Source organism: Amycolatopsis sp. NPDC102522 (assembly GCF_055584485.1).
On sequence record NZ_JBVJLY010000038.1, the window covers coordinates 1 to 18,746 of the forward strand.

The 18,746-nt window shown below is 68.8% G+C and carries 20 protein-coding genes; 2 read left to right on the forward strand and 18 right to left on the reverse strand.

The genetic code is table 11. The features are described 5' to 3' along the window. Positions 1-517 precede the first annotated feature (517 nt). The 13 genes from ACZ6YV_RS42645 to ACZ6YV_RS42705 form a co-directional block, all read right to left on the reverse strand. Positions 518-1,594, reverse strand: a complete 1,077-nt coding sequence (locus ACZ6YV_RS42645; protein ID WP_465515094.1) for a DUF6744 family protein — start codon at positions 1,592-1,594, stop codon at positions 518-520. Between the two features lie 32 nt (positions 1,595-1,626). Beyond that, positions 1,627-3,489, reverse strand: coding sequence for a VWA domain-containing protein (locus tag ACZ6YV_RS42650; protein ID WP_465515095.1), 1,863 nt, complete (start codon positions 3,487-3,489; stop codon positions 1,627-1,629). Then, a complete protein-coding gene (locus ACZ6YV_RS42655) occupies positions 3,489-4,721 on the reverse strand; it encodes an AAA family ATPase (protein WP_465515096.1) in 1,233 nt (410 codons plus the stop codon). Before ACZ6YV_RS42655 ends, ACZ6YV_RS42650 begins: the two co-directional genes overlap by 1 nt. A gap of 229 nt (positions 4,722-4,950) precedes the next feature. Continuing rightward, positions 4,951-5,607 (reverse strand): NUDIX domain-containing protein, encoded by a 657-nt coding sequence (locus tag ACZ6YV_RS42660; RefSeq protein ID WP_465515097.1) that lies wholly within the window; start codon positions 5,605-5,607, stop codon positions 4,951-4,953. A gap of 52 nt (positions 5,608-5,659) precedes the next feature. Then, a complete protein-coding gene (locus ACZ6YV_RS42665; RefSeq protein ID WP_465515098.1) occupies positions 5,660-6,025 on the reverse strand; it encodes a hypothetical protein in 366 nt (121 codons plus the stop codon). Between the two features lie 103 nt (positions 6,026-6,128). Continuing rightward, positions 6,129-6,812 carry a ParB/RepB/Spo0J family partition protein gene (locus tag ACZ6YV_RS42670; RefSeq protein WP_465515099.1) on the reverse strand — a complete coding sequence of 228 codons (684 nt, stop codon included), beginning with the start codon at positions 6,810-6,812 and terminating at the stop codon, positions 6,129-6,131. 193 nt (positions 6,813-7,005) lie between these two features. Continuing rightward, on the reverse strand, positions 7,006-7,446 hold the full coding sequence (locus ACZ6YV_RS42675) for a hypothetical protein (RefSeq protein WP_465515100.1): 441 nt from the start codon (positions 7,444-7,446) through the stop codon (positions 7,006-7,008). Next, positions 7,443-8,540: a DUF5131 family protein gene (locus ACZ6YV_RS42680; RefSeq protein ID WP_465515101.1), complete on the reverse strand. Its 1,098-nt coding sequence runs from the start codon at positions 8,538-8,540 to the stop codon at positions 7,443-7,445. The genes ACZ6YV_RS42675 and ACZ6YV_RS42680 overlap by 4 nt, the downstream gene beginning before the upstream one ends. Before the next feature lie 28 nt (positions 8,541-8,568). Next, positions 8,569-8,973, reverse strand: coding sequence for an RRQRL motif-containing zinc-binding protein (locus ACZ6YV_RS42685; RefSeq protein ID WP_465515102.1), 405 nt, complete (start codon positions 8,971-8,973; stop codon positions 8,569-8,571). A 6-nt stretch (positions 8,974-8,979) separates the two neighbouring features. Continuing rightward, positions 8,980-9,195: a hypothetical protein gene (locus tag ACZ6YV_RS42690; RefSeq protein ID WP_465515103.1), complete on the reverse strand. Its 216-nt coding sequence runs from the start codon at positions 9,193-9,195 to the stop codon at positions 8,980-8,982. Further along, on the reverse strand, positions 9,192-9,473 hold the full coding sequence (locus tag ACZ6YV_RS42695; protein ID WP_126737295.1) for a hypothetical protein: 282 nt from the start codon (positions 9,471-9,473) through the stop codon (positions 9,192-9,194). The genes ACZ6YV_RS42690 and ACZ6YV_RS42695 overlap by 4 nt, the downstream gene beginning before the upstream one ends. Before the next feature lie 111 nt (positions 9,474-9,584). After that, complete coding sequence (locus ACZ6YV_RS42700) at positions 9,585-9,770, reverse strand: hypothetical protein (protein ID WP_465515104.1); 186 nt, start codon at positions 9,768-9,770, stop codon at positions 9,585-9,587. After that, entirely contained in the window at positions 9,767-9,952 is a 186-nt protein-coding gene (locus tag ACZ6YV_RS42705) for a hypothetical protein (protein ID WP_465515105.1), read from the reverse strand. The genes ACZ6YV_RS42700 and ACZ6YV_RS42705 overlap by 4 nt, the downstream gene beginning before the upstream one ends. 133 nt (positions 9,953-10,085) lie before the next feature. Between ACZ6YV_RS42705 and ACZ6YV_RS42710 the strand changes: the two genes are divergently transcribed. Then, a complete protein-coding gene (locus ACZ6YV_RS42710) occupies positions 10,086-10,925 on the forward strand; it encodes a ParA family protein (protein WP_465515106.1) in 840 nt (279 codons plus the stop codon). Between the two features lie 209 nt (positions 10,926-11,134). Next, entirely contained in the window at positions 11,135-11,365 is a 231-nt protein-coding gene (locus ACZ6YV_RS42715; protein WP_465515107.1) for a hypothetical protein, read from the forward strand. A gap of 595 nt (positions 11,366-11,960) precedes the next feature. Here ACZ6YV_RS42715 and ACZ6YV_RS42720 read toward each other — a convergent pair. The 5 genes from ACZ6YV_RS42720 to ACZ6YV_RS42740 form a co-directional block, all read right to left on the reverse strand. After that, on the reverse strand, positions 11,961-13,124 hold the full coding sequence (locus tag ACZ6YV_RS42720) for a hypothetical protein (RefSeq protein ID WP_465515108.1): 1,164 nt from the start codon (positions 13,122-13,124) through the stop codon (positions 11,961-11,963). 1,390 nt (positions 13,125-14,514) lie between these two features. Continuing rightward, a complete protein-coding gene (locus tag ACZ6YV_RS42725) occupies positions 14,515-15,288 on the reverse strand; it encodes a hypothetical protein (RefSeq protein WP_465515109.1) in 774 nt (257 codons plus the stop codon). A 178-nt stretch (positions 15,289-15,466) separates the two neighbouring features. After that, positions 15,467-16,837, reverse strand: coding sequence for a replicative DNA helicase (dnaB, locus tag ACZ6YV_RS42730; RefSeq protein WP_465515110.1), 1,371 nt, complete (start codon positions 16,835-16,837; stop codon positions 15,467-15,469). 36 nt (positions 16,838-16,873) lie between these two features. Continuing rightward, positions 16,874-18,217, reverse strand: coding sequence for a hypothetical protein (locus ACZ6YV_RS42735; protein ID WP_465515111.1), 1,344 nt, complete (start codon positions 18,215-18,217; stop codon positions 16,874-16,876). Next, on the reverse strand, positions 18,214-18,627 hold the full coding sequence (locus ACZ6YV_RS42740; protein ID WP_465515112.1) for a hypothetical protein: 414 nt from the start codon (positions 18,625-18,627) through the stop codon (positions 18,214-18,216). The genes ACZ6YV_RS42735 and ACZ6YV_RS42740 overlap by 4 nt, the downstream gene beginning before the upstream one ends. Positions 18,628-18,746: the final 119 nt, after the last annotated feature.

Sequence of the window (18,746 nt, forward strand, 5' to 3'; positions counted from 1 at the left end):
AGGCCCTCACCGACCCGAACGGTAGCCCCGAACACCCGAAGACCACCCGAAGACTTGCTCCGGAACCCGAAGCGTCGCGCCGGACAGGACACATAGCCTCCTCTTAACCGCGGCCCTGGCCGCGACGATACGTCACAACGAAACCTGCGTCATTGCGATGCAAGAGGTGCTGTGCTTGTTGATCTTGGGAAGCGTGGGAGAGGCCGGTAGGCGCGGGCGGCGGTGGAGACCGCGGCGAGGACAGGGCGAGGCGGCCCGGGTAAGTGTGCAGGTGGGAGGCGGTGCGTGGCGACCGGGCGGGAAGTGGAAGCGGATAGTCGCTCCGTTGCCCGGCGGCGCGGCGACGGCCCAACGGCCCCCCTGGGACCGGAATTTCGTGACGATACCTTAGTTCATTGTTGTTGATCTTCTCGCAACCGGACCAACGTTCCGTTTCGCGTCGGCGGATTCCCCGCGTCGACCGTCAGGCCGATCTCGCTCTTTGCTGCCGTCTCGTGACGACGCGGGCTCCCTCTCGTCAGTGGGTGGCCATGTTGTCGACGTCGACGGAGACGAGCAGGTCGGCGATCTGGGCGTTGATGGCGGCGAGCCGGGCGCTGGTGTCGCCGATTTCGGCGTCGAGGTTGTCCTGGTATTCGGCGGCTTCGTGTTGCATGGCCAGGAAGCGTTTGTGCAGTTTCGCTACCCGGTAGGGGGCGGCGCCGTCGGTCTTCTCCCGGGTGATGTCGCGGGAGAGCGAGTCGAGGTCTGCGGCGATCTTCGCGTCGAAGGCCTCGGCGACCATCTCGCGTTGTTCGCTGGTGTCGGGCAGCGGGACCCGTGTGATCGATGCTCCGCAGCGTCCGGCCAGTTCGCGTAGCGCGCCGAGTTTCTCGGCGTGTTTGGCGGGGACGAAGTAGACGCCGTTCTGGATGCGGATCGCGCCGAGGCTGGACTCGAGGTAGTCGCGGAGGCATTTCGCGATGCGGGTGCCGGTGATGTGGCTGACGCCGCTCGCGTAGTCGGTTTCGATCTGGGTGATCAGCTCGGTGATCGCGGTTCGCTCCGCCGCCTCCAGCGCCTCGATCTCGGCGTCTTCGGTGGTCAGTTCCATGTCGCCGGAGCCTTCGGGCAGGTCCGCCCGGACCTGCCGGAGGAATTCCGCTTCGGCGAGTTTCACCTCGTAGGAGAGGGTGACGTCGGCGTGGTCCGCCATCTCGCGCACGAGGTGGCGGACGATGCGGGTCTCGTCACGCAGGACGTGGCGCATCATCAGCGTGACGGTCTTGCCGGTGGCGTCGAACTTCTGCTTCTTGCGGCCGGAGGCCGTGGTGCCGCCGAGCGGGTATTTGACCTTGGCGCGGCCGGGGCTGGTGGCGCGCTCGTAGGCGTCGACCTGCCGTGGCGGTTTCGGCAGGAACCTGGTGGCCAGGTTGAGTTCGGTGAACCAGCCGGAGAGTTCGTCGTGGGTGACCGGTTCGACGGTGCCGACCGACAACAGTGCGAGGGCGCCGAGGACGCCCTCGCCGGCGGCGTGTTCGGCGAGGTAGCTGTTGAGTACCCGGGATCGGGTGTGGACGTCCGGCTGCGCGGGCGGTGTCTGGCTGGTGGCCATCGTTCTCTCCTGGTGAAGGTTCGTGTGGCGCGTCAGATCGCGCGGAACAGGTCGGCGGTGGCGTGGGTGTTGGCGAGGTCCTCGATGCCGCGGGCGTCATCGCAGAAGTCGTCCAGCACGGAGTCCGCGACGTCATTTGCCTCGTAGGTCCCGGTCTTCCAGTTCCAGGTGCGGGCGTCTGCTTCGACCCGGAGGCCGAAGCAGCGGAAGCCGAGACGTTTTTTCTCGGTGCGCCACCACTGCAGCCAGTCCTCAGCGAGCATGGCCTCACCGTCGGTGATGAACACGATGTCGCCGCGGGAGCGTCCGACGGTGTTGTATTCCGCGGCCAGCAGTTCGATGGCACGTTCCAGCGGCGGTTCGAAGTCGGTGCCGCCGGCCAGGGGATCTTCGGCCAGCCGGATTCGTTCCAGCAGGTCCACTGGGTGATCGGCTGGAAACCGGAACACTTCGCGGACCGTCTTGGCGAAGGTGATGACCACGCAGTCGCGGACCGGCCGAGCAGCGCGGGCCTGATCCAGCAGCGCCAATGCCATCGCCTTGGCGTACGCCTCGCGGGTAAAGCCGGAGCTGTCACGGTGTTTCATGGAGCCGGAAACGTCGACGCAGGCGATGATCGCGCCTTGCCCTTCGTGTTCCTCGCCGCGCTGTTCGTAGACCATCAGCTGCTTCTCGGCGTAGCGGACAGCGAAGTCGGCGCGCAGTGCCGGAACGGCGAGGTTGACCAGTTCCGCCGGAATGAGGCTGGTCAAGTCGTCGCCGATGGTGACTCCGACGTACTCGCCGCGGGCATGTTCGACCCGGTTCGCCCGCTGGGCGCGGGCCATTTGCGCGAAGCGGCCGATCAGTTCGGCGAACTTCTTCATCTTGTCCGAGCGCAGTTTCTCGGCCAGCCGCAGTCGAGTGTCGGCGTCGAGTCGTTCCTGGACCTGGGTTCCCAGTCCCCATGAGGTCATCGCCGTGGCCTGGTCGGCGATCTCTTCGGCCGCGTCCGCGCAGGCCTGCCGCAACACCGTCCTCGCCTCGAGCGCGGCCTCTTCCCCGGCTGGGTCGTCCTCGCCCGCTTCGGCCAGCGCCGCTGCGGCTGCGGCTTCCTCCTGTTCGGCGGCCTCCGCCTCGGTGATCGCGCGTTGCACATCGACCGTTTCTGGGCGTGGCACCGGCAGTTCGTCGCCAGGTTTCGGCCCGTCGATGTCGACGTCCGCCTCGTTCCCGATTTCCTCGATCTCGTCAGCCTCGTCGGTGCCGCCGTTGCCCGGTTCTTGGCTGTCACCACCGTCCTCAGCATCGTCACTGTCGTCGACATCGTCGTCGGTGGATGGCGGGGTCTCGCCGGGCTCGGCCTGTTCGTCGTCATCGGAGTCGCCGTCGGCGGCTGCCTGCTCGGCGGCGTCCATGGCGTCGCGGACCTGCTGGGTACGCTGGTCGGTCTCGGCTTGGGCTTGTTGCTCGGCTCGTCCCGCTCCGGAGTCATCCAGGCGGGACAGGATCGTCTCGACCTCCGACTGCATCGACAGCACCGACAGCGCCGCCGAGTAGGCGTCACCGGTGGTGGCTTCGCGCAGTTCCCGATGTTCCGGGGTGCCGAGTACCGCGGCCGCAGTCGCGCGCCGGGACCGTTGCCTCGGGGTCACCTCGTCCGGGTCCAGCAGCTGCGGATCGCGGGCGTAGGCGGCCATCCACAGATCCCCGACCAGTCCGGTGACGCCGTAGGCGTCGGTCAGGCGCTGGTCCAGCTTGCGCAGCGTCGCGGATTCGGAGAAGACCTTGTCCCAGACCGCGACATCGGCGCGGTCCGGACTGTCGACTACCGCCCCGACGGGTTCGCGGGCAGGCCGTGACACCCAGGGCTCGGCTTGGGCACGCAGCTGCCCCAGCATGGTGTGCCCGGTCATCAGCGACCCGCCCCGACCGTGGGGACCTGGTCGGCGCCGATTCCCAATGCACCGGTCATCAGCTGCTCGAAGACCTTCTGGGTGCGGGTCAGCGCACGCTCGTGCTCGCCGGTGTTGCGGTTCTCCGCTTCGGCGGTGGCGATGCCGCGCCGCAGCGTCCGGCCGATCTTCGCCAGCTTGACGTTTGTCCGCATTCCCCACTCCTGCAGTGCCTCGGCTATCGGCAAGTCGGGGTCGGCGTGGTGCGCCGCGTTCTCCATGCGTTTGGCCAGGTCGGCGGCGATCTTGTCGACCTCGTCGACCAGGTCGCCGACCTGACGTTGGCCTTCGGAGAGGTAGCCGCGGATCATCCGGGTCACGGTGTGGCGGTTGGCCGGGACGTCCCACAGCACGTGGCCGAGCACCGCGAGGTCGTCGACCACCACCTCGCGCCGGCCGTCCAGCCAGGCGGAGGCCTGCAGGACCCGCACCGCGGCCTTCCACCGGCGGTCCGAGGAGATGATCTCCTTGCCACGCAGGTCCGAACGCAGATCCCGCATCGAGGCGATCACCGCCATCGGCAGCTCAACCGCCGGAACCTCCATGGTGATCGCCTGCTGCAGATCCGCCAGGGTCACCATCGTCCGCGCCGGCGCCTCGTCCCCGGCCGCGACGACGGCCGAGCGCAGCAGCGCGTCGAACGAGTCTGGCTCGGCGAGATAGTCGACCTCCATCCGGATCAGCAGCCGGTCATACAGTGCCGCGGTGGCCTCGTCCTCCCCCAGCTCGTTCGACGCGCACACCGCGCTGATCAGCGGGCACGGCACCGGCGCCCCGCCGGACTCCGGGTGGTAGACCCGCTCGTTGAGGTAGGCCAGCATCGAGTTCAGCGCCGCGCTGGAGCACTTGAAGATCTCGTCCAGGAAAGCGATGTTGGCCTGCGTGGCGTGGCCGTCGTAGACCTGCCGGTAGGTGCCCTGGGCCAGCGCGCCGACGTCGATCGGGCCGAAGATCGCCGAGGGCGCGGTGAACTTGCTCAGCAGGATCTCCCAGTTCACCGCCGTCTCGATCCGCGAGGTCAGCTCCCGCACGATCGCCGACTTCCCGGTTCCCGGCGGCCCCAGTAGCAGCGTGTGCTGTGCCGCGAGGATCCCGATCGTGATCATGCGGGCCTCGACATCCCGCTCGTAGTACTTCTCGGTGACCTCGCCGACGACGGCGTTCAGATCCTTGCGCAACGTCGAAGCAGTCATGTTCCTGTTGTCTCCCAACGGATTCAGCCTGTTCGTCGGCTGGCGATCTCATGTCTTCGCTGGTCACGACACTGTGGCCGCGACACTGACCGCACCGCCATCAGCGAAACTAGCCGCTTGCCTTCAGTACGTCAAACGATTGTTTCCGGTAACCAAGTGAAGTGTACACCCGCCCATACACGGGTATGGGCGGGTGTACACGTTCGGTGGAGCGGCGCGTGCTGGGCCGTCAGGCGGTCGCGGACGCCGCGCAGGCGAGGGCGGCGGTGAGGATCTCGTGGTGGTCGAATGCCAGCTGGTCCGCGTCGAGTGTGGCGACGGGGACCCACTCGGCCTCGCTGGCGTCGTCTCCGGCGGTCGGCTGGGCCGGGTAGTCCAGGACGACGACGAAGGCATCGCTGACGTAGCGGCCGCGGGAATCGCGGTCCGGCCGGTCGAAAACGCCGACCTCGATCAGGGCGGCGTCGGCGATGCTGATGCCGGTTTCCTCGACCGCTTCGCGGGCGGCGGCCCGGCGGGCTCGCTCGCCGAGGTCGACGTGGCCGCCGGGCAGGGCCAGGCGGCCGGGGTGGACCTTGCTGTCGGGGCTGCGCCGGATCAGCAGGACGACCTGCTCGCCGTGCTCGTTGTAGCTGAGCGCCACGACGTCGGCGGTGTAGAACGGGCGCTCACCCACGGCCTGGATGTGCCACGGGTACGACGTCGTCCTGCGGCCGCCGGGCCACACGACCCGGTAGCGAGCGCTGTCCTCATCGGCGTGGATGACGATTCCGCGTTCCCAGGCCGCCACGCACCGGCGCAGCAGCCCGCCATGCCTGGTCACGGCTTCCACGCTGGTGCCGAAGGGGTATCGCGGTGCGCCGGCGGTGTCGATGGTGCTGGTCATGGCTCTCCTTGTCCGAAGCTGGGTGGCTGAGGCGGGGTTGGACCCGGCGAGGTCAGTTGGTGGCCGGGTGCAGCTCGTCGGCCAGGTCGGACAGGCTGGTGTGGGCGCACTGCAGGTTGCGTTCGACCTCGGCGATTTCGTTGGTGCCGCCGGTGAACTGGTCGGCCTGGTCGGTGACGACACCGGCCAGGGTGGTCAGCCGGTCGACGGCGTCGGCCAGGACGCTGACGTACTCGGCGACCTCGCGCTTGCGAAGCTGGTCCAGCTCCTGCGCCAGCGCGTGCGGGTCGAGGCCGGTGGCGGCCAGCAGCACGCGGATCGCGGCCTGGACGCGTTCGATCTTGGTTCCGGGCTCGGTGATGCGGCTGGCGGGGACGCGCGGCTGGGCCTGGTCGGCGGCCGGGGTGGTGACGGTCATGGTCGTTGTCCTTTCGGTCGGTGGCGAATGCAGGTGAGCCGGTCGGCTCCGCCAGCACCCGAGCCGTCTGGCCTGCGGGCCGGGTGCTGGAAGGTCGGCCGGGTCAGTCGAGCTGTCCGGCGGCGAGCGCGCGGATCTCGGCGAGCAGCGCCTGGGCGTGCTCGGCGGTCAGGCCCTGTTCGCAGCGGACGGTCCACCGGTCGGCCAGGCCGTTGAGGCGGGTGACGCCGACGGTGGTGGGTTTTCCGCGCAGCCGGTCGTGCCGGGCGCGCCGCGGACGGGGCACCACGACGACGGCGGACGTAACGTCCGGTTCGTCATCGGCCTGGTACCAGCGGCGGATCGTGGCCTCGCTGACGCCGCAACGGGCGGCGACCTCGGCGACCTTGAGGTTCTCGTCGTCGACGAGCACGCGGACCGCGTATGTGCGCTCGGCGGGCGAGAGCGGCTTGGTGTGCACGCCGGTGGTCAGCATCATCGCCATTGCCTCGGCGTCGGTGCAGGCCGGCGCGATCTCGGCGTTCAGGCAGCGGAGTCCGGCGATCGTGGCGGCACCGAAGCGGCGGTGCCCGTCCAGGATCTGGAAGAAGTCACCGCAGCGCTCGACCTTGATGATCTGGTGCTGGCCGTCAGTGGCCAGTGATTCGGCCAGCTCGGCCAGATCTCCCATGTCGCGGCGGATGTGGCGCGGGTGCACGCGCAGTTTCGCCAACGGGATCCGCCGGGTCTGCATCGGCCGGTGGTCGGCGAGTTCGCGGCGTAGCGCCAGCTGAGTCGCGTTGCTCACGTGGTTCTCCGCTCAGATCGGTGTGGTGGTGATCGGTGGTGAGCCGGTCGGCTCCGCCAGCACCCGGGCCGTCCTGGCCAGCCGGGCCAGGTGCTGGAAGTTCGACGGGATCAGCGGGCGTCCAGGGCGGTAACGGCCGAGGTGAACGGAGGTTGCACGGTGAGTGCCAGGACGGGAGCGGTGGCGAGCGTGGTCATCGTGGGTCCTCCTCGGCGAACAGGACGACACGGCTCAGCGGCTGGCCTGTGAGGTCGTGGGTCGGCAGGACCTCGAAGATCAAGGCCTGATGAGGGTCGTCGAACGGGATCTGCTCGATCTCGAACTCGTAGCCGCATTCGTCCACACAGGACTCGAAACGGCGCTGGAAATGGCCGATGGCCCCGCATTCCGGGCAGGTGGCCTGCCAGCAGCGGCACGGCTCCTGGCAGGCCACGCCCGCCACGATGGCGAAGGCGCCGGCGACGGAGAGGACCCAGCCGTAGTCGCTGCGCACGCGGTCGGCGTGGTCGGCTTCGGCGTCCTCGCGGGTCGGGTGGTGGGTGATCTCCCAGCAGTCGCCGCGGTCGATCCACCAGCACGGCGCGGGCAGGGCGACCGCGACCGGCGCGGCCTGGTGCATGGCGAGGTCGTTCATCGCGCCACGACCGTCTCGGGGAACTCGTCCCAGGTCCGGCCGTCCAGGGTCCGCCCGGCGTGCTTCTTGCTGATCCGGCGCATGATCTGCCGGTGGCCCATCTCGTCCAGGGGCGGGCCGATCAGCCGCTCGGGCGAGCGGAACTCCCCGATCCCCCAACCGGCCGGAGCCCAGGCACCCCATTGCTTGAACAGGAACGCCCGTCCTGCACGGGTGGTGTCGTCGCGCAGGGAGCGTGCCCAGTCCGGGTGCATCGGGCGGGCACCTGCTCCGGATTCGCCCCCGGCGATGACCCAGTCCAGGCAGCCGGGCGCGGCCGCGTAGATGGTGCCGTCGTGGTCGCGGACGTCGCCGGACAGCGCGTCGATCAGCGGGCCGCCGGGGCGGCGCTGCAGCGCGGTCAGGTCGACCGGGCCGAGCAGTGGCTCGGCGGAGACGAACCGGATCCTGGCCGGGGTCTCCAGCAGCGCGGGGATCCGCAGGTTCGCGGTGGCCTGGTCCTCGGCGGAAACGCCGAGCCACACGTTCGGCAGCGGCGTGACCGGGCTCTGTTCGATTCCGTCGCCGTGGATCCAGCGCCGGACGTCGGCGAATCGGCTGGCAGGGATCGGCAGGCCGATGCCGGCCAGGTCGGTGAGCGCGGCGCGCAGCAGCTCCCGCCAGCGCGGCCCGTCGCCGAGCAGGGAGCGCATCCGGGCGTGGCGTTTGGTGAGCAGCTGGTAGATGTGTTGCGGGGTCAGGGCCATCACGGTGTACACCGCGGCGATGAACTCGGCGGGGACCTGGTCGTGGAACAGGTCGCCCATGCTGTTGACGAACACTCGTCGCGAGCCGGACCAGCGCAGCGGGTCCATGAGGACATCGGGGTGGGTGGCCACGCCGAAGCCGGGACCGGACGTCGCCGGATCACCGTCCGTCTGGTACTTGGCCTGTTCGGCTGTCAGCAGGCCCTGCGCGATCCGGCCGGTTTCCATCGCGTTGAGGCGGCGGGCCATCGTCAGCGCGTAGCAGTGGGTGCAGCCGTCGGAGACCTTGTCGCAGCCGGTGACGGGGTTCCAGGTCAGGTCGGTCCATTCGATGGTGCTGGTGCCCATCGTTTCCTCCAGTTCACAAGGGTTCGGGTCAGGCGGCGGCTGGGGGCTGGCCGTAGTCGCCGGTCTCGGCCATGCACTCCCAGCAGCGCCAGGTGGACAGCGGCATCCGATAGGGCCGGGGTTCGTGGCAGCGGCGGCAGGTGCGGCGGGCCTGTTCCATCGCCGCGACGGCGGCACGTTTGGCCGGGGTGACGCGGGCGGCCGGGAGCGTGAGGTCGAGCCGGTAGAGCGCGGCGGTGCGTTTGCCGCGCTTCCACACGATCAGCCCGTATGGGTCCTGGCCGCGGGCGAGCCGACGGCCGGCGGCGTGTAACTGCCGCTTCGTCGCCAGCCCGGATGGCGCCCAGTGCCAGCGCCACCAGGGAAGGCCTTCGCGGTAGCCGTGGCACCAGACGTTGCGTCCGTCCCACAGCTGCAGGTCGACCAGCGCCATCGCCGGTCACCGGCTTTCGGTGTCGCGGTCCTCGGGGGTCCAGTTGGCGGGGCGGGCGTGCCGCGCGGCGGCGACCAGGGTCGCCAGGCCCGCGGCGATGGCCGCCAGGCCGGGCGGGATGAGCCCGGCCGCGAAGAACGCGACAGCGGCGACGGACCAGCTGATCAGGCTGATCAGCAGCATCCTGCGGGCGCGGCGATTGGCGCGGCGTCGGCGGGTCATTGGCCGATCACCTGCTCGCCGATGGCGGTGATCTCGGCGGCCAGCTCGTGGCCGTCGCGATGGGCGCGGGCCTTGTCCCCGGCGCGCAGGAAGGTCAGCCGTTCCCAGGCCGTGGTGGCCACGGCGGCGCGGGTGTATTCGGCGTCGGCGACGGCACCGGCGAGCGCGGCCGCCCTCAGGTGGCCGTGGGACGTGGTGATCCCGGCGGCGACGTGCAGGTGGTAGTCGACGGCGCTGTCGAACGCGCGGTCGTCGAAGGCAGGGTTGTGATGAGACACTGGGGTTCCACCCCTTCTCGGTGTTCTGGCGAATGCAGGGGAATTGCGGTGGAAGCCGGGTGACCTGCGCGACTTTGCTTTGGACGGCGGTTGCGCAGGTCACCCGGTGGTCTATGCGCCGATGGCCTCCAGCATGTCGCGGACGCCGGCGGCGCCCTTCTCCCGGAGCACGGTGGCCAGCTCGGGCAGGCCGTGCGCCTCGAACCGGTCGGCGACCTCGGTCACCTTCGCGTCATCGCCGGACGCGATCGCCGCGGCGAGCTCGGCATCCAGCGCGGTCAGGTTCGCGTTCTTCATCGGGTGCTGGTCTCCTTCGGGGTCTGCTGCTGGGCAAGGGGCCGGAGCAGGATCGAGCCGTCGGCGTGCTGGAACACGCTGTAGCGGGTGCCGGGGGTGGCATCGGTCTGGCCGAGCGGGACCCGGCGCCGGTCGTCGACGGTGACCCGGCCGATCGGCTCGAAAGCGTTGAACTCACTCACCAACCCACCGTAACCCACCTCTGCCCACCGACGTTAGCCCCAGACGAGTGAATACACAGCCCATACTTGCCCATACACGCGTAGTACGTTCGTGGATCTTGGGTAAGGACAGGTGCGGACTTAGGCTTCCGTCATGCGCGTGTATGCCATGGCGAACCAGAAAGGCGGGGTCGGCAAGACGACCTCGACCATCAATCTCGGACGAGCGCTCGCCGAACTCGGCCGGCGGGTGCTTGTGGTGGACTTCGACCCTCAAGGGCACCTCACCGAGGCGATCGGAGCACCGGAGGCGCCGACCGAGGGCGCGAACCTGGCGCGGGCGTTGCTGGGCCAGTGGTCCGGCGAGCTGGTCGACCTGCTGCACAAGGTCTCCGACAACCTCTACGTGCTGGGCACCAGCGACGACATGTTTCTTCTCGAACCGCAGATGTATGCCCGGACCGGGCGGGAGTACCTGCTCTCGCGGTTCCTGGACGCGCTGGCCGACGTGTTCGACGACGTCGTGATCGACTGCCCGCCCAGCCTCGGCGCGATCAACGACTCGGCGCTGGTCGCCACCCGCCGCCGCACCGTCGGCGGCACGAACGAAGTCGACGGGCAGATCATCATCCCGGTCGAGGCCGAGGACTCCAGCATCCGCGCGCTGCGCCTGCTGCTGCGCCAGGTCCGCACGCTGTGCGAGGCGCTGGACATCCAGCTCAACATCGCGGGCCTGCTCGTCAGCCTCTACGACGGCCGGCGTGGCAAGGTCGCCACCAGCACCCTCGAAGCGTTCAAGAACCACCAGCTCGGCGTGCTCGAAGTCATCCACGACCGGGCGAAGGTCCGGGACTCCTGGCGTGAGCACAAGACCCTGCTCGACTACGCCCCGGAATCCGAGAACGCCGAGGCGTTCCGCAAACTCGCTCGCCGGTTGGCCGCCAGCGAAGTTCCCGGCACGGCCGCCGGCGCGAACACGGCGGTGTCAGCATGAGCAAGCGGCAGCCACTTCCGCCGCCGAACATGAGCGGCACCGACCCTGACGCGGTGCTGCGGCGACGCATCAGCATTCCCGACCCGTCCACCGCGCCAGCGCCCGAAGCACCCACAGCACAACCATCCGCACCCGTCCATACACAGGTACACACGGGTGAGACACAGGTGCGGGAAGGTAAGGGCGGCACGCGACCTGACCCGGATGGAATGCGACGCACCTCCCTCTACATCACCAAGGATGCGGCCGACAAGCTCGACGCCGCCGCGGACCAGATCCTCACCACACTCGGCGAGGACACACCCCGGCACGTCGCACTCTCGGCCCTGCTCCTGGCCGGCGCCGAGCAGGCGCCGATGGTCGCGCTACAGCTGGCCGAGGAGCAGGCCGCCGAGCTCACCGCTCGCCTGGCCGCCCTCCGGAACGCCAGCAGCAAGTAGTTCGCGGATCAGGAGCAGCACACCTTTGGTGGTGGGCCCTCGAAGTGAAGGCCCGCCAACCCCCCAGGGGCGGGGGCCCACTTCACAGGGGGCCTGTGTCCGCACCTTCCCCAACACCTCTCACACACGGCCGTACCCCGTCCAAGTCAGTTGTATGGACGGGGTACGGCCGTGTATGGGCACAGTGTGCCTCTCGCTCTCTTCCGCTCGACGTGGCGCCGCACGCGCATCGAAGGGGACTCAGAGCCTCTCTGTCGTGACCATCTCGCGAGCCGGACTGTAGATATGTCTCAAGGCGTTCCAGCGCGTCTCAAGCTCCCTCAGCGCCTCTTTCTCGTCTTGATCTTCACTCAGCTGTTGCGACTTATATTTGTACAATATTATGAAGTGTTTTGACTTCTACTTAAATAAAAATCGCCAAGAAGGGTGGCACCTTCTTCTCGTCAGGCCCCAGAGGCTCTGTCGTTCTCACGCGAGGACACCCCTGGCGAGTTTCTCAGCTGATCTGGCGCGGTAAGCGCTGGCGAGAAACAGCAGCTGGCCCCCGGTCCGCGATGGACCGGGGGCCAGCTGCTGTCCTCGAGGACGGGGGCGTCTACTTCGCGTCCTTGCCCTTCATGGCCTCGGTCAGCAGTCCGCGCAGCTGGTCCACCGTCGCCGCGGCCGCTGTCGCTGCGGCCAGCTCCGTCGTCAGCCGCTCAACCTCGGCGCGAGCCCCGGTGACGTCGCTTTGCAGCCGCTTCACCGTGCGGTTCGCCTCTGAGAGCTGCCCGCCGGTCTGCTCGACCTCGGCACGGGCCTCGGTCAGCTCCCGCTCGGCGGTGTCCGCGCGTCCCTTCTCCGCGGCGGTCTCGGCACGGGCCTCGGTGACGTCGCTTTGCAGCCGCTCTACGGTGCCGTTCGCCTCGGTCAGCTCGGCCTGCAGCTCGGCCAGCCGTTCCTCGGCGTGCGTCGCCGACCTGCGGGCCTCGGCTGCGGCCGCGCGCTCCTGCTCCGCCTCGGCCGCCTTCGTCGTCGCCGTGGCCTCGAACTGCTGGCGGGCCTTCTCGGCGGCCGAGGCTGCGGCTTCGGCCGCCGCGGCCTTGCGGTCAAGCTCCTTGTTCCGCTTCTCCAGCTCCTTGGCCTCCTTGGCCAGCGTGTTGAACCGGTCCGTCATCGCCTTGAGGTTCCCGGAGACCGCTTCCGCCTTCGCCTCGGCCGCGGCCCGCTTGCCCTCGTGCTCGACGGTCTTCCGCCAGGCCGCGCTCACCTCCTGCTCCTGCTTGGTCTCGGCCTCGCGCGCCAGCCGCTTGGCGGCCATGACGTCCTCGCGGGCCTGCGTCACCTCGGCCCGGTCCCGCTCTGCCTGGCGGAGCGCCTTGGCCCGCGCCTCCTCGGCTTCCTCGGCCCGCTCGACCGCTCGACCGGTCGTGTCCTCGGCGTCCTTCATTCGGGTCAGTGCCCCGGACTCCACCCCGCGTACCGCGCCGGCGTGCTCGGCCAGTCGCCCGGTCAGCCCGTCCAGCGCCTCCAGCAGCGGCGCCGAGATCTCCCGGTACGTAGCCAGCGGCACCTCCAGCCCGGCCGCCTGCTCAGCCTGTCGCTCCTCGGCCTCCATCTCCCGGCAGGTCTTGCCGCCCGGCCATCGACGGTCCTTGCAGTACTCCAGCGGCCGTCCCCGGCCCTGCTGGGGCGGCAACGGGCGGTCGCACTTGCGGTATCCGCAGGTACGGACGGGGGTCGAATCGGGTTCGGGGGAGGTCACGGCAGGCTCAGTCATAGCCACCACTCTACGGCGACTTTTATTTGAGTGGAAGTCAAAACACTTCATAATATTGCACAAATATAAGTCGCAACAGCTGAGTGAAGATCAAGACGAGAAAGAGGCGCTGAGGGAGCTTGAGACGCGCTGGAGCGCCTTGAGGCATGCCTACCAGTCCGGCTCGCGAGATGGTCACGACAGAGAGGCTCTGAGTCCCCTTCGATGCGCGCGCGGCGCCACGTCGAGCGGAAAAGAGCGAGAGGCACGCTGTGCCCATACACGGCCGTACCCCGTCCATACAACTGACTTGGACGGGGTACGGCCGTGTATGAGAGGTGTTGGGGAAGGTACGGACACCAGGCTGGCTTCCTGAGGGGGGTGCTGGGCCTCGGGTCAGTCGTCGGCCGCCCGTGCTCGACTTCGCGCTGGAGGCGGGGGGGTTGCCCATCCCCGTCAGCATCCTGCAGGGCCTGCACCGCTTCCTGTCGCGCCGTATATGTCGTTATACGAACATTCCGCACATGGTCCATACCGGAGATCACCCGCCCACAGGCCGTCCATACCTGCGAACATCCGTCCCTCACCCAGGTATGGAGACATGAGGTCCATACCCCTCTCTACACACCCCATGTCCGCCCGCACACGACCCGGATTCGGTTGTCGATGGGGCATGGACGGAGCAGTCTCATCTGGGCTTCGGAGCCACCCCATTTCGGCCCCACTGGGCCCCCCAGCAGCCACCCCAGTCGGCACCCCAACTACGCAGGTGGATCCACATATTGGGGTGTCAGAATTGGGGTGGTTTCCAGGGCGAGATACTGCCCCACTCCTGAGACGTGAATGGGTCCGATTTGGGGTGGTCACCACCGCCCCACCGAGAGACCGCGAATTGGGGTGCGGCACCCCAGGCGCCCTCCTGAAACTGGGGTCCTGCGTGTGGCGGGAGGGCACCCCAGTTGCCACCCCAATCGAGGTGATATCGATGGGCCCCGTGTGGCGCCTGGCGCCTTCCGACACGTCTCCCGGCTTCATCGCTGCCTGGTTGACCCGCCCCCCAGCGGGGCCACCGCGGACGGGGTTCATTGCCGACGTCTCCCACACCAGACCGGGCATCCCCCAGCCGGCCTGCCCCGCACCCAGACCGGTAACAAGCGTTTGCCGTACCCGTTGCCCAGCTCCGTCAGCGCCGGTGCATGAGGTCTGGCGCCGAACGCAGACCTGGCGTCCGTCTGGCCGGGTCCGCGCTTCGTCGCCACCGGAAGTCACGCTCCGTGAGAGTCCGGCCCGCTGGACTTTCGACTGGACTTTGGACTTGACAGGGGTTTCTTCAACATGTACGCGTGCGCGCGCCACGCGTTGGGGTCGGGACGGTCTGTCCGGCCAAGATCCGAACTGGACTCCCGGACTATCACCGGGAGTGATCATTCGGGGCTGGTGGACGGTCGTCCTGGTTGAGCCGCAGTCCGGCCAGCAGATCGCGGCTCCAGGTCCGATCGGGGCCGTGGCCGGTGAGCAATCCGCGCTCGGACAGCCAGGCGAGCACCGGGTCGAGCTGGCGGGCCAGGCGCCGGCGGCGGGGCTTGCCGAGGCAGGCCGGGCCGCATCGGCCGGACAGCAGCAGCGCGTCGATCACCGGCGTCAGCAGGCGAAGCTCGTCGTGATCAGGTTGCTGAGCCTGGATCGCTGTGGTGATCCGGGCGCGCAGTTCGGCATGGTCGCCGCCATGGATCTGGTCGGCGGGGTGGATCGGCAAGGTGTCGGTGACCCGGTGCCACGGCCGGCCATTCACGGAGTCCGGGGTCGCACGGCGCCGGACGGGTTTGGCCGGAATGGTGCCGTGAACCGCCCCGGCCGGGGCGACCACGACCAGCGCGGCCGCGCCGGGCACGCCGCGGGCCGCGGCCCGCTGATAGCTGGCCCAGTCCGGAAGGCCGGTGAAGTCCGCGAGGTCAAGGCCTGCGTCGTGGGCGGCCGCGGGCAGGGCGCCGAGGTTGGGCAGCATGTGCAGCTGCTCCACCCGGAGCGACAGGCGCGCGTCGGCCCCGGCAACGATGGCGGTGATCTTCTGGCCGACACGCAGCTGGGCGACCTGAGTGGCGCGCAGGACGGTGGCGCGCTTGGTGCCGTCGGCGAGCCGCCGGAGCCCATCAGGGCTGAACCGGAGCACGAAACCTTTGTTCACCTGCGGAAATACCTTGTCTCTCGTGGGTCTGATCTTCCGGGCCCTGATCTTCGATGGCCGTCTGAGTGCCCCTGAGAGGCCTGCTGGCGCCGTGCCGGGCGGTCGGGGGCGACTTCGGGCTGTTTGCCCGCTGGAGGCGACGCCAGGCCTCTATTCGGCCCCCTGTGGTTCGTGTGGATCATGACCGGGCCAGGTCGACGAAGCGGCTGTAGTGCAGCTGCTGGCCGACCGTGACCGTCGTCGTCGGCCCGCCGCGATGCTTGGCCAAGATCAGGTCAGCCTCACCGGCGCGGGTCGAGTCGTCCTCGTAGACCTCAGGACGGTGCACCAGAATCACCACATCGGCATCCTGCTCCAGCGCGCCGGATTCGCGCAGGTCAGACAGCATGGGGCGCTTGTCCTGACGCTGTTCTGGGCCGCGGTTGAGCTGGGACAGCGCGATCACAGGAACCTCCAGCTCTTTCGCCAGGACCTTCAGTTTCCGGGAGAACTCGCTGACCTCGACCTGGCGATTCTCCGCCCGGCTGCCGGAGGTCATCAGCTGCAAGTAGTCCACGACGACAAGGCCCAGTCCGTGGCGGGCCTTGACCCGTCGGGCCTTGGCGCTGATCTGCGCCACGGTCGACGTCGCGGTGTCGTCGATGATCAGCGGTCCGCCGGTCTTGATGCGGTCCGCCGCATCGGCGATCCGGTCGTAGTCGCTGGGCTGGAGCGCGTGGGGGGTCTTCAGGTCTCGCAGGCGCAGCTTGCCCTCGGCGGAGATGATCCGGTCCCGCAGCTCGGCCTCGGACATCTCCAGCGAGAAGATCATGCTGGTCTTGCCGTGCTTGACCGATGCGGCGCGGGCCATGTCGACGGCCAGGGTCGACTTGCCCAGGCCGGGGCGACCGGCGATCACGATGAGCTGCCCCGGCTTCCAGCCGCCGGTGACCGCGTCCAGGTCGAGAAACCCGCTTGGCAGCCCGGGCTCGACCCGCCCGGCCTGGACGTCATCCAGTGCGGACAGCCAGTCGTCGTGCCCGTCGGCGAACAGGGTGTACCCGGCGCCGGCCATGCGCTTGTCGGTCACGGCGTCGAGGGCCGCCTGGGCACGGTCCATCAGCTCCTCGACCTCGGCACCGTCGCTGGCGCCGTAGCCGTACTGGGTGATCTTGCTCCCGGCCTCGATGTAGCGGCGCTTGACGGCCTTCTCGGCGACGATGTCGGCGTAGTAGGCAGCGTTCGTCGCCGTCGGAACGGTCGCGATCAGGGTGTGCAGGTAGTCAGCGGTGCCGATGCGCTTCAGCTCGCCACGGCGCTCGAGTTCGTCAGCCACCGCGACCGGATCGGTGGGATCGCCCTTGCCGTACAAGGCGAGGATCGCCTCGAAGATCGCGGCATGGGCAGGCCGGTAGAAATCGCCGACGTCCATCGACTCGGTGACCTCGCCGATCGCATCGGCCGAGAGCATCATCCCGCCGAGCACCGACTGCTCGGCCGCCATGTCCTGCGGCGGCATCGGCGCATTCTCGTAGCCGAAACCAGGGTCGGAAATCATCACGTTGGTCATGCTGGTGTCTCCAGTTCGTGCAGGTCAGAGGGGTGATCAGGCGGCAGCAAGCGGAAGGCAGTCCGGGCAGCGCTGCTCCCGACCGTCGACACCGGTCACGGTCCGGGCACTCGGGTACTGCTCGCCTTCCTCGGAGCGACAGGTCGCGCAGGCCGGCAGCACCGGCTTCGCCGCGACGGTCTCGTCCGGCTCGGCGGCCGCGTCCTTGCCCGGCTTCGCGGGCTTCGGGGCGCTGACCTGCGTCACGGGCACACCGGGAAGCGGCAGCGTGTCCTCGGCCAACGGCTCGGCTTCCAAGCGGCGCAGCCACTCGCCGAGCTTCTTCGGCTCGAACGCGCGCACGACGTACACCGGCCCTTTGGCCTCGGCCAGCGCGTGCCGCGCCACCTCGGTGGCCTGCTCGAGCGTGATGCCGTCCCGAGCCATCGCCGCGCACATTGCGTTCTGGACCTGGTCAGCGTCATGCCGCATGAGCTGGTAGTTCGTCACACCCAGCTTGACCTTCGCCCACTTCTTCCACGGCAGTTGCCGCACCTTCTCGCGCACCGCGGCGACCGTGCTCTCCTCCAAGCCCGTGGCGGGCGGCTCCGCCGTCCCGCCCGGCACGGGCTCGATCGATCCTTCGATCTCTCTTCCAGAGATCGAAGATCGATCAATCTGATATGACCCCCCTGGGGGGAGTATGGGCTGACCTGCGGAAACGTGGCCGTCCCCCCTGGCGGGGGGTTGGGTGGCCGAGTCCATCCCCCCCGGGGGGAGTATGGGCTGACCTGCGGAAACGTCGAACAGCTCGCGGCGGCGGATCGGGATGGTGCGTGGCTTGCTCCGCTTCGTACCGGTGCTGGTGTTGCGCTCATGAGCCAGCTCGGCCTCGGCGAGGTCCTCGGCGATCAGGGCGTCGATCTCGGCCAGGGTTCGAGGCCCGCGGTAGTGAGCTGGCGGCGTCGGGAACACAACGAACTCGTTCTCGACCGGTCGTCCCAGCGCGTCACGACGGGCCTGCCGACGTCCCGTCTTCGGGTTGATCCCACCGTCCAGGATCTTGAGGAAGCCGATCTTCTGGAGGTAGTCCGTCAACCACTTCGCCTTCTCCGGGCGCTCGAACCCACATAGCAGCGCCAGACGGGTCGGAGAGAGCTTCACGGCAAGGTCGCCGTGAACGCGCACGATGGAGGCCATGAGGAACGCCACGGCGGTGCTGACCGTGTTGGCGGCAGCCACCGGCGGCGGATCGAACAGGATGCACGCCGTGATCCACAGCGGGACCTCGCCCGCCGTTGGGCTCTCACCCACCGAGGTGCCATGAGGCGAGTCGGCGGTCGGCTCCAGCGGGAGGTCGAGAACGACGGATTCCAGGTGAGATGCCCTCGTCGCGGTCATTCGCCGGCCTCCCGCTGCTCGGCGGCGAACCGGATGTCGGCCTCGGTGAGGTTGCGCGGGCCGGTGTACCCGGCAGGCGGGTGCAGGCTGATCGCGAAGTTGCCGCCCTCGTGGATCGCGAGGAACCCGATCTGCTGCAACTCGTCCAGGTACGGGTCGAGCTGGGCGGCCTGGTCCAGGCCGACGTGGTAAGCGAGGCGCTCCCGGTCCATCGTTACGGCTTGGTCGCCGCGCACCGCCATCGTGGCGAAGTCGACCAACACCAACGCCACCGCGCAGGCGGTCACGGAAACTCCGCTGTACTGCACCCAGCGCGGCGCCAAGCCGATGCTGGTCGCCGCACCCAAGCCGATGGTGAACGGTTGGCGCGCGTCGGGCTGCTGCCCTGGGAAGTCTGCGCTGCCTTGCATGAGTCGTGCTGCTCCTAGTCGATCATGTGGAGCACCACGTCACCGTGATGGCCGTCCCGAAACTTCGAGGATTGTCAGTCGGGTGCGGTACCATCACACAAAGCCGCGGGCCGCGAGGC

Bases quoted from the DNA above. Each gene is read 5' to 3' on its own strand.
- ACZ6YV_RS42680 (WP_465515101.1), bottom strand. From the start codon at position 8,540: ATGGGCACCAGCACCATCGAATGGACCGACCTGACCTGGAACCCCGTC.
- ACZ6YV_RS42655 (WP_465515096.1), bottom strand. From the start codon at position 4,721: ATGACTGCTTCGACGTTGCGCAAGGATCTGAACGCCGTCGTCGGCGAG.
- ACZ6YV_RS42660 (WP_465515097.1), bottom strand. From the start codon at position 5,607: ATGACCAGCACCATCGACACCGCCGGCGCACCGCGATACCCCTTCGGC.
- ACZ6YV_RS42735 (WP_465515111.1), bottom strand. From the start codon at position 18,217: ATGACCGCGACGAGGGCATCTCACCTGGAATCCGTCGTTCTCGACCTC.
- ACZ6YV_RS42650 (WP_465515095.1), bottom strand. From the start codon at position 3,489: ATGACCGGGCACACCATGCTGGGGCAGCTGCGTGCCCAAGCCGAGCCC.
- dnaB (WP_465515110.1), bottom strand. From the start codon at position 16,837: ATGACCAACGTGATGATTTCCGACCCTGGTTTCGGCTACGAGAATGCG.
- ACZ6YV_RS42715 (WP_465515107.1), top strand. From the start codon at position 11,135: ATGCGACGCACCTCCCTCTACATCACCAAGGATGCGGCCGACAAGCTC.
- ACZ6YV_RS42665 (WP_465515098.1), bottom strand. From the start codon at position 6,025: ATGACCGTCACCACCCCGGCCGCCGACCAGGCCCAGCCGCGCGTCCCC.
- ACZ6YV_RS42740 (WP_465515112.1), bottom strand. From the start codon at position 18,627: ATGCAAGGCAGCGCAGACTTCCCAGGGCAGCAGCCCGACGCGCGCCAA.
- ACZ6YV_RS42710 (WP_465515106.1), top strand. From the start codon at position 10,086: ATGCGCGTGTATGCCATGGCGAACCAGAAAGGCGGGGTCGGCAAGACG.
- ACZ6YV_RS42690 (WP_465515103.1), bottom strand. From the start codon at position 9,195: ATGACCCGCCGACGCCGCGCCAATCGCCGCGCCCGCAGGATGCTGCTG.
- ACZ6YV_RS42645 (WP_465515094.1), bottom strand. From the start codon at position 1,594: ATGGCCACCAGCCAGACACCGCCCGCGCAGCCGGACGTCCACACCCGA.
- ACZ6YV_RS42675 (WP_465515100.1), bottom strand. From the start codon at position 7,446: ATGAACGACCTCGCCATGCACCAGGCCGCGCCGGTCGCGGTCGCCCTG.
- ACZ6YV_RS42700 (WP_465515104.1), bottom strand. From the start codon at position 9,770: ATGAAGAACGCGAACCTGACCGCGCTGGATGCCGAGCTCGCCGCGGCG.
- ACZ6YV_RS42685 (WP_465515102.1), bottom strand. From the start codon at position 8,973: ATGGCGCTGGTCGACCTGCAGCTGTGGGACGGACGCAACGTCTGGTGC.
- ACZ6YV_RS42720 (WP_465515108.1), bottom strand. From the start codon at position 13,124: ATGACTGAGCCTGCCGTGACCTCCCCCGAACCCGATTCGACCCCCGTC.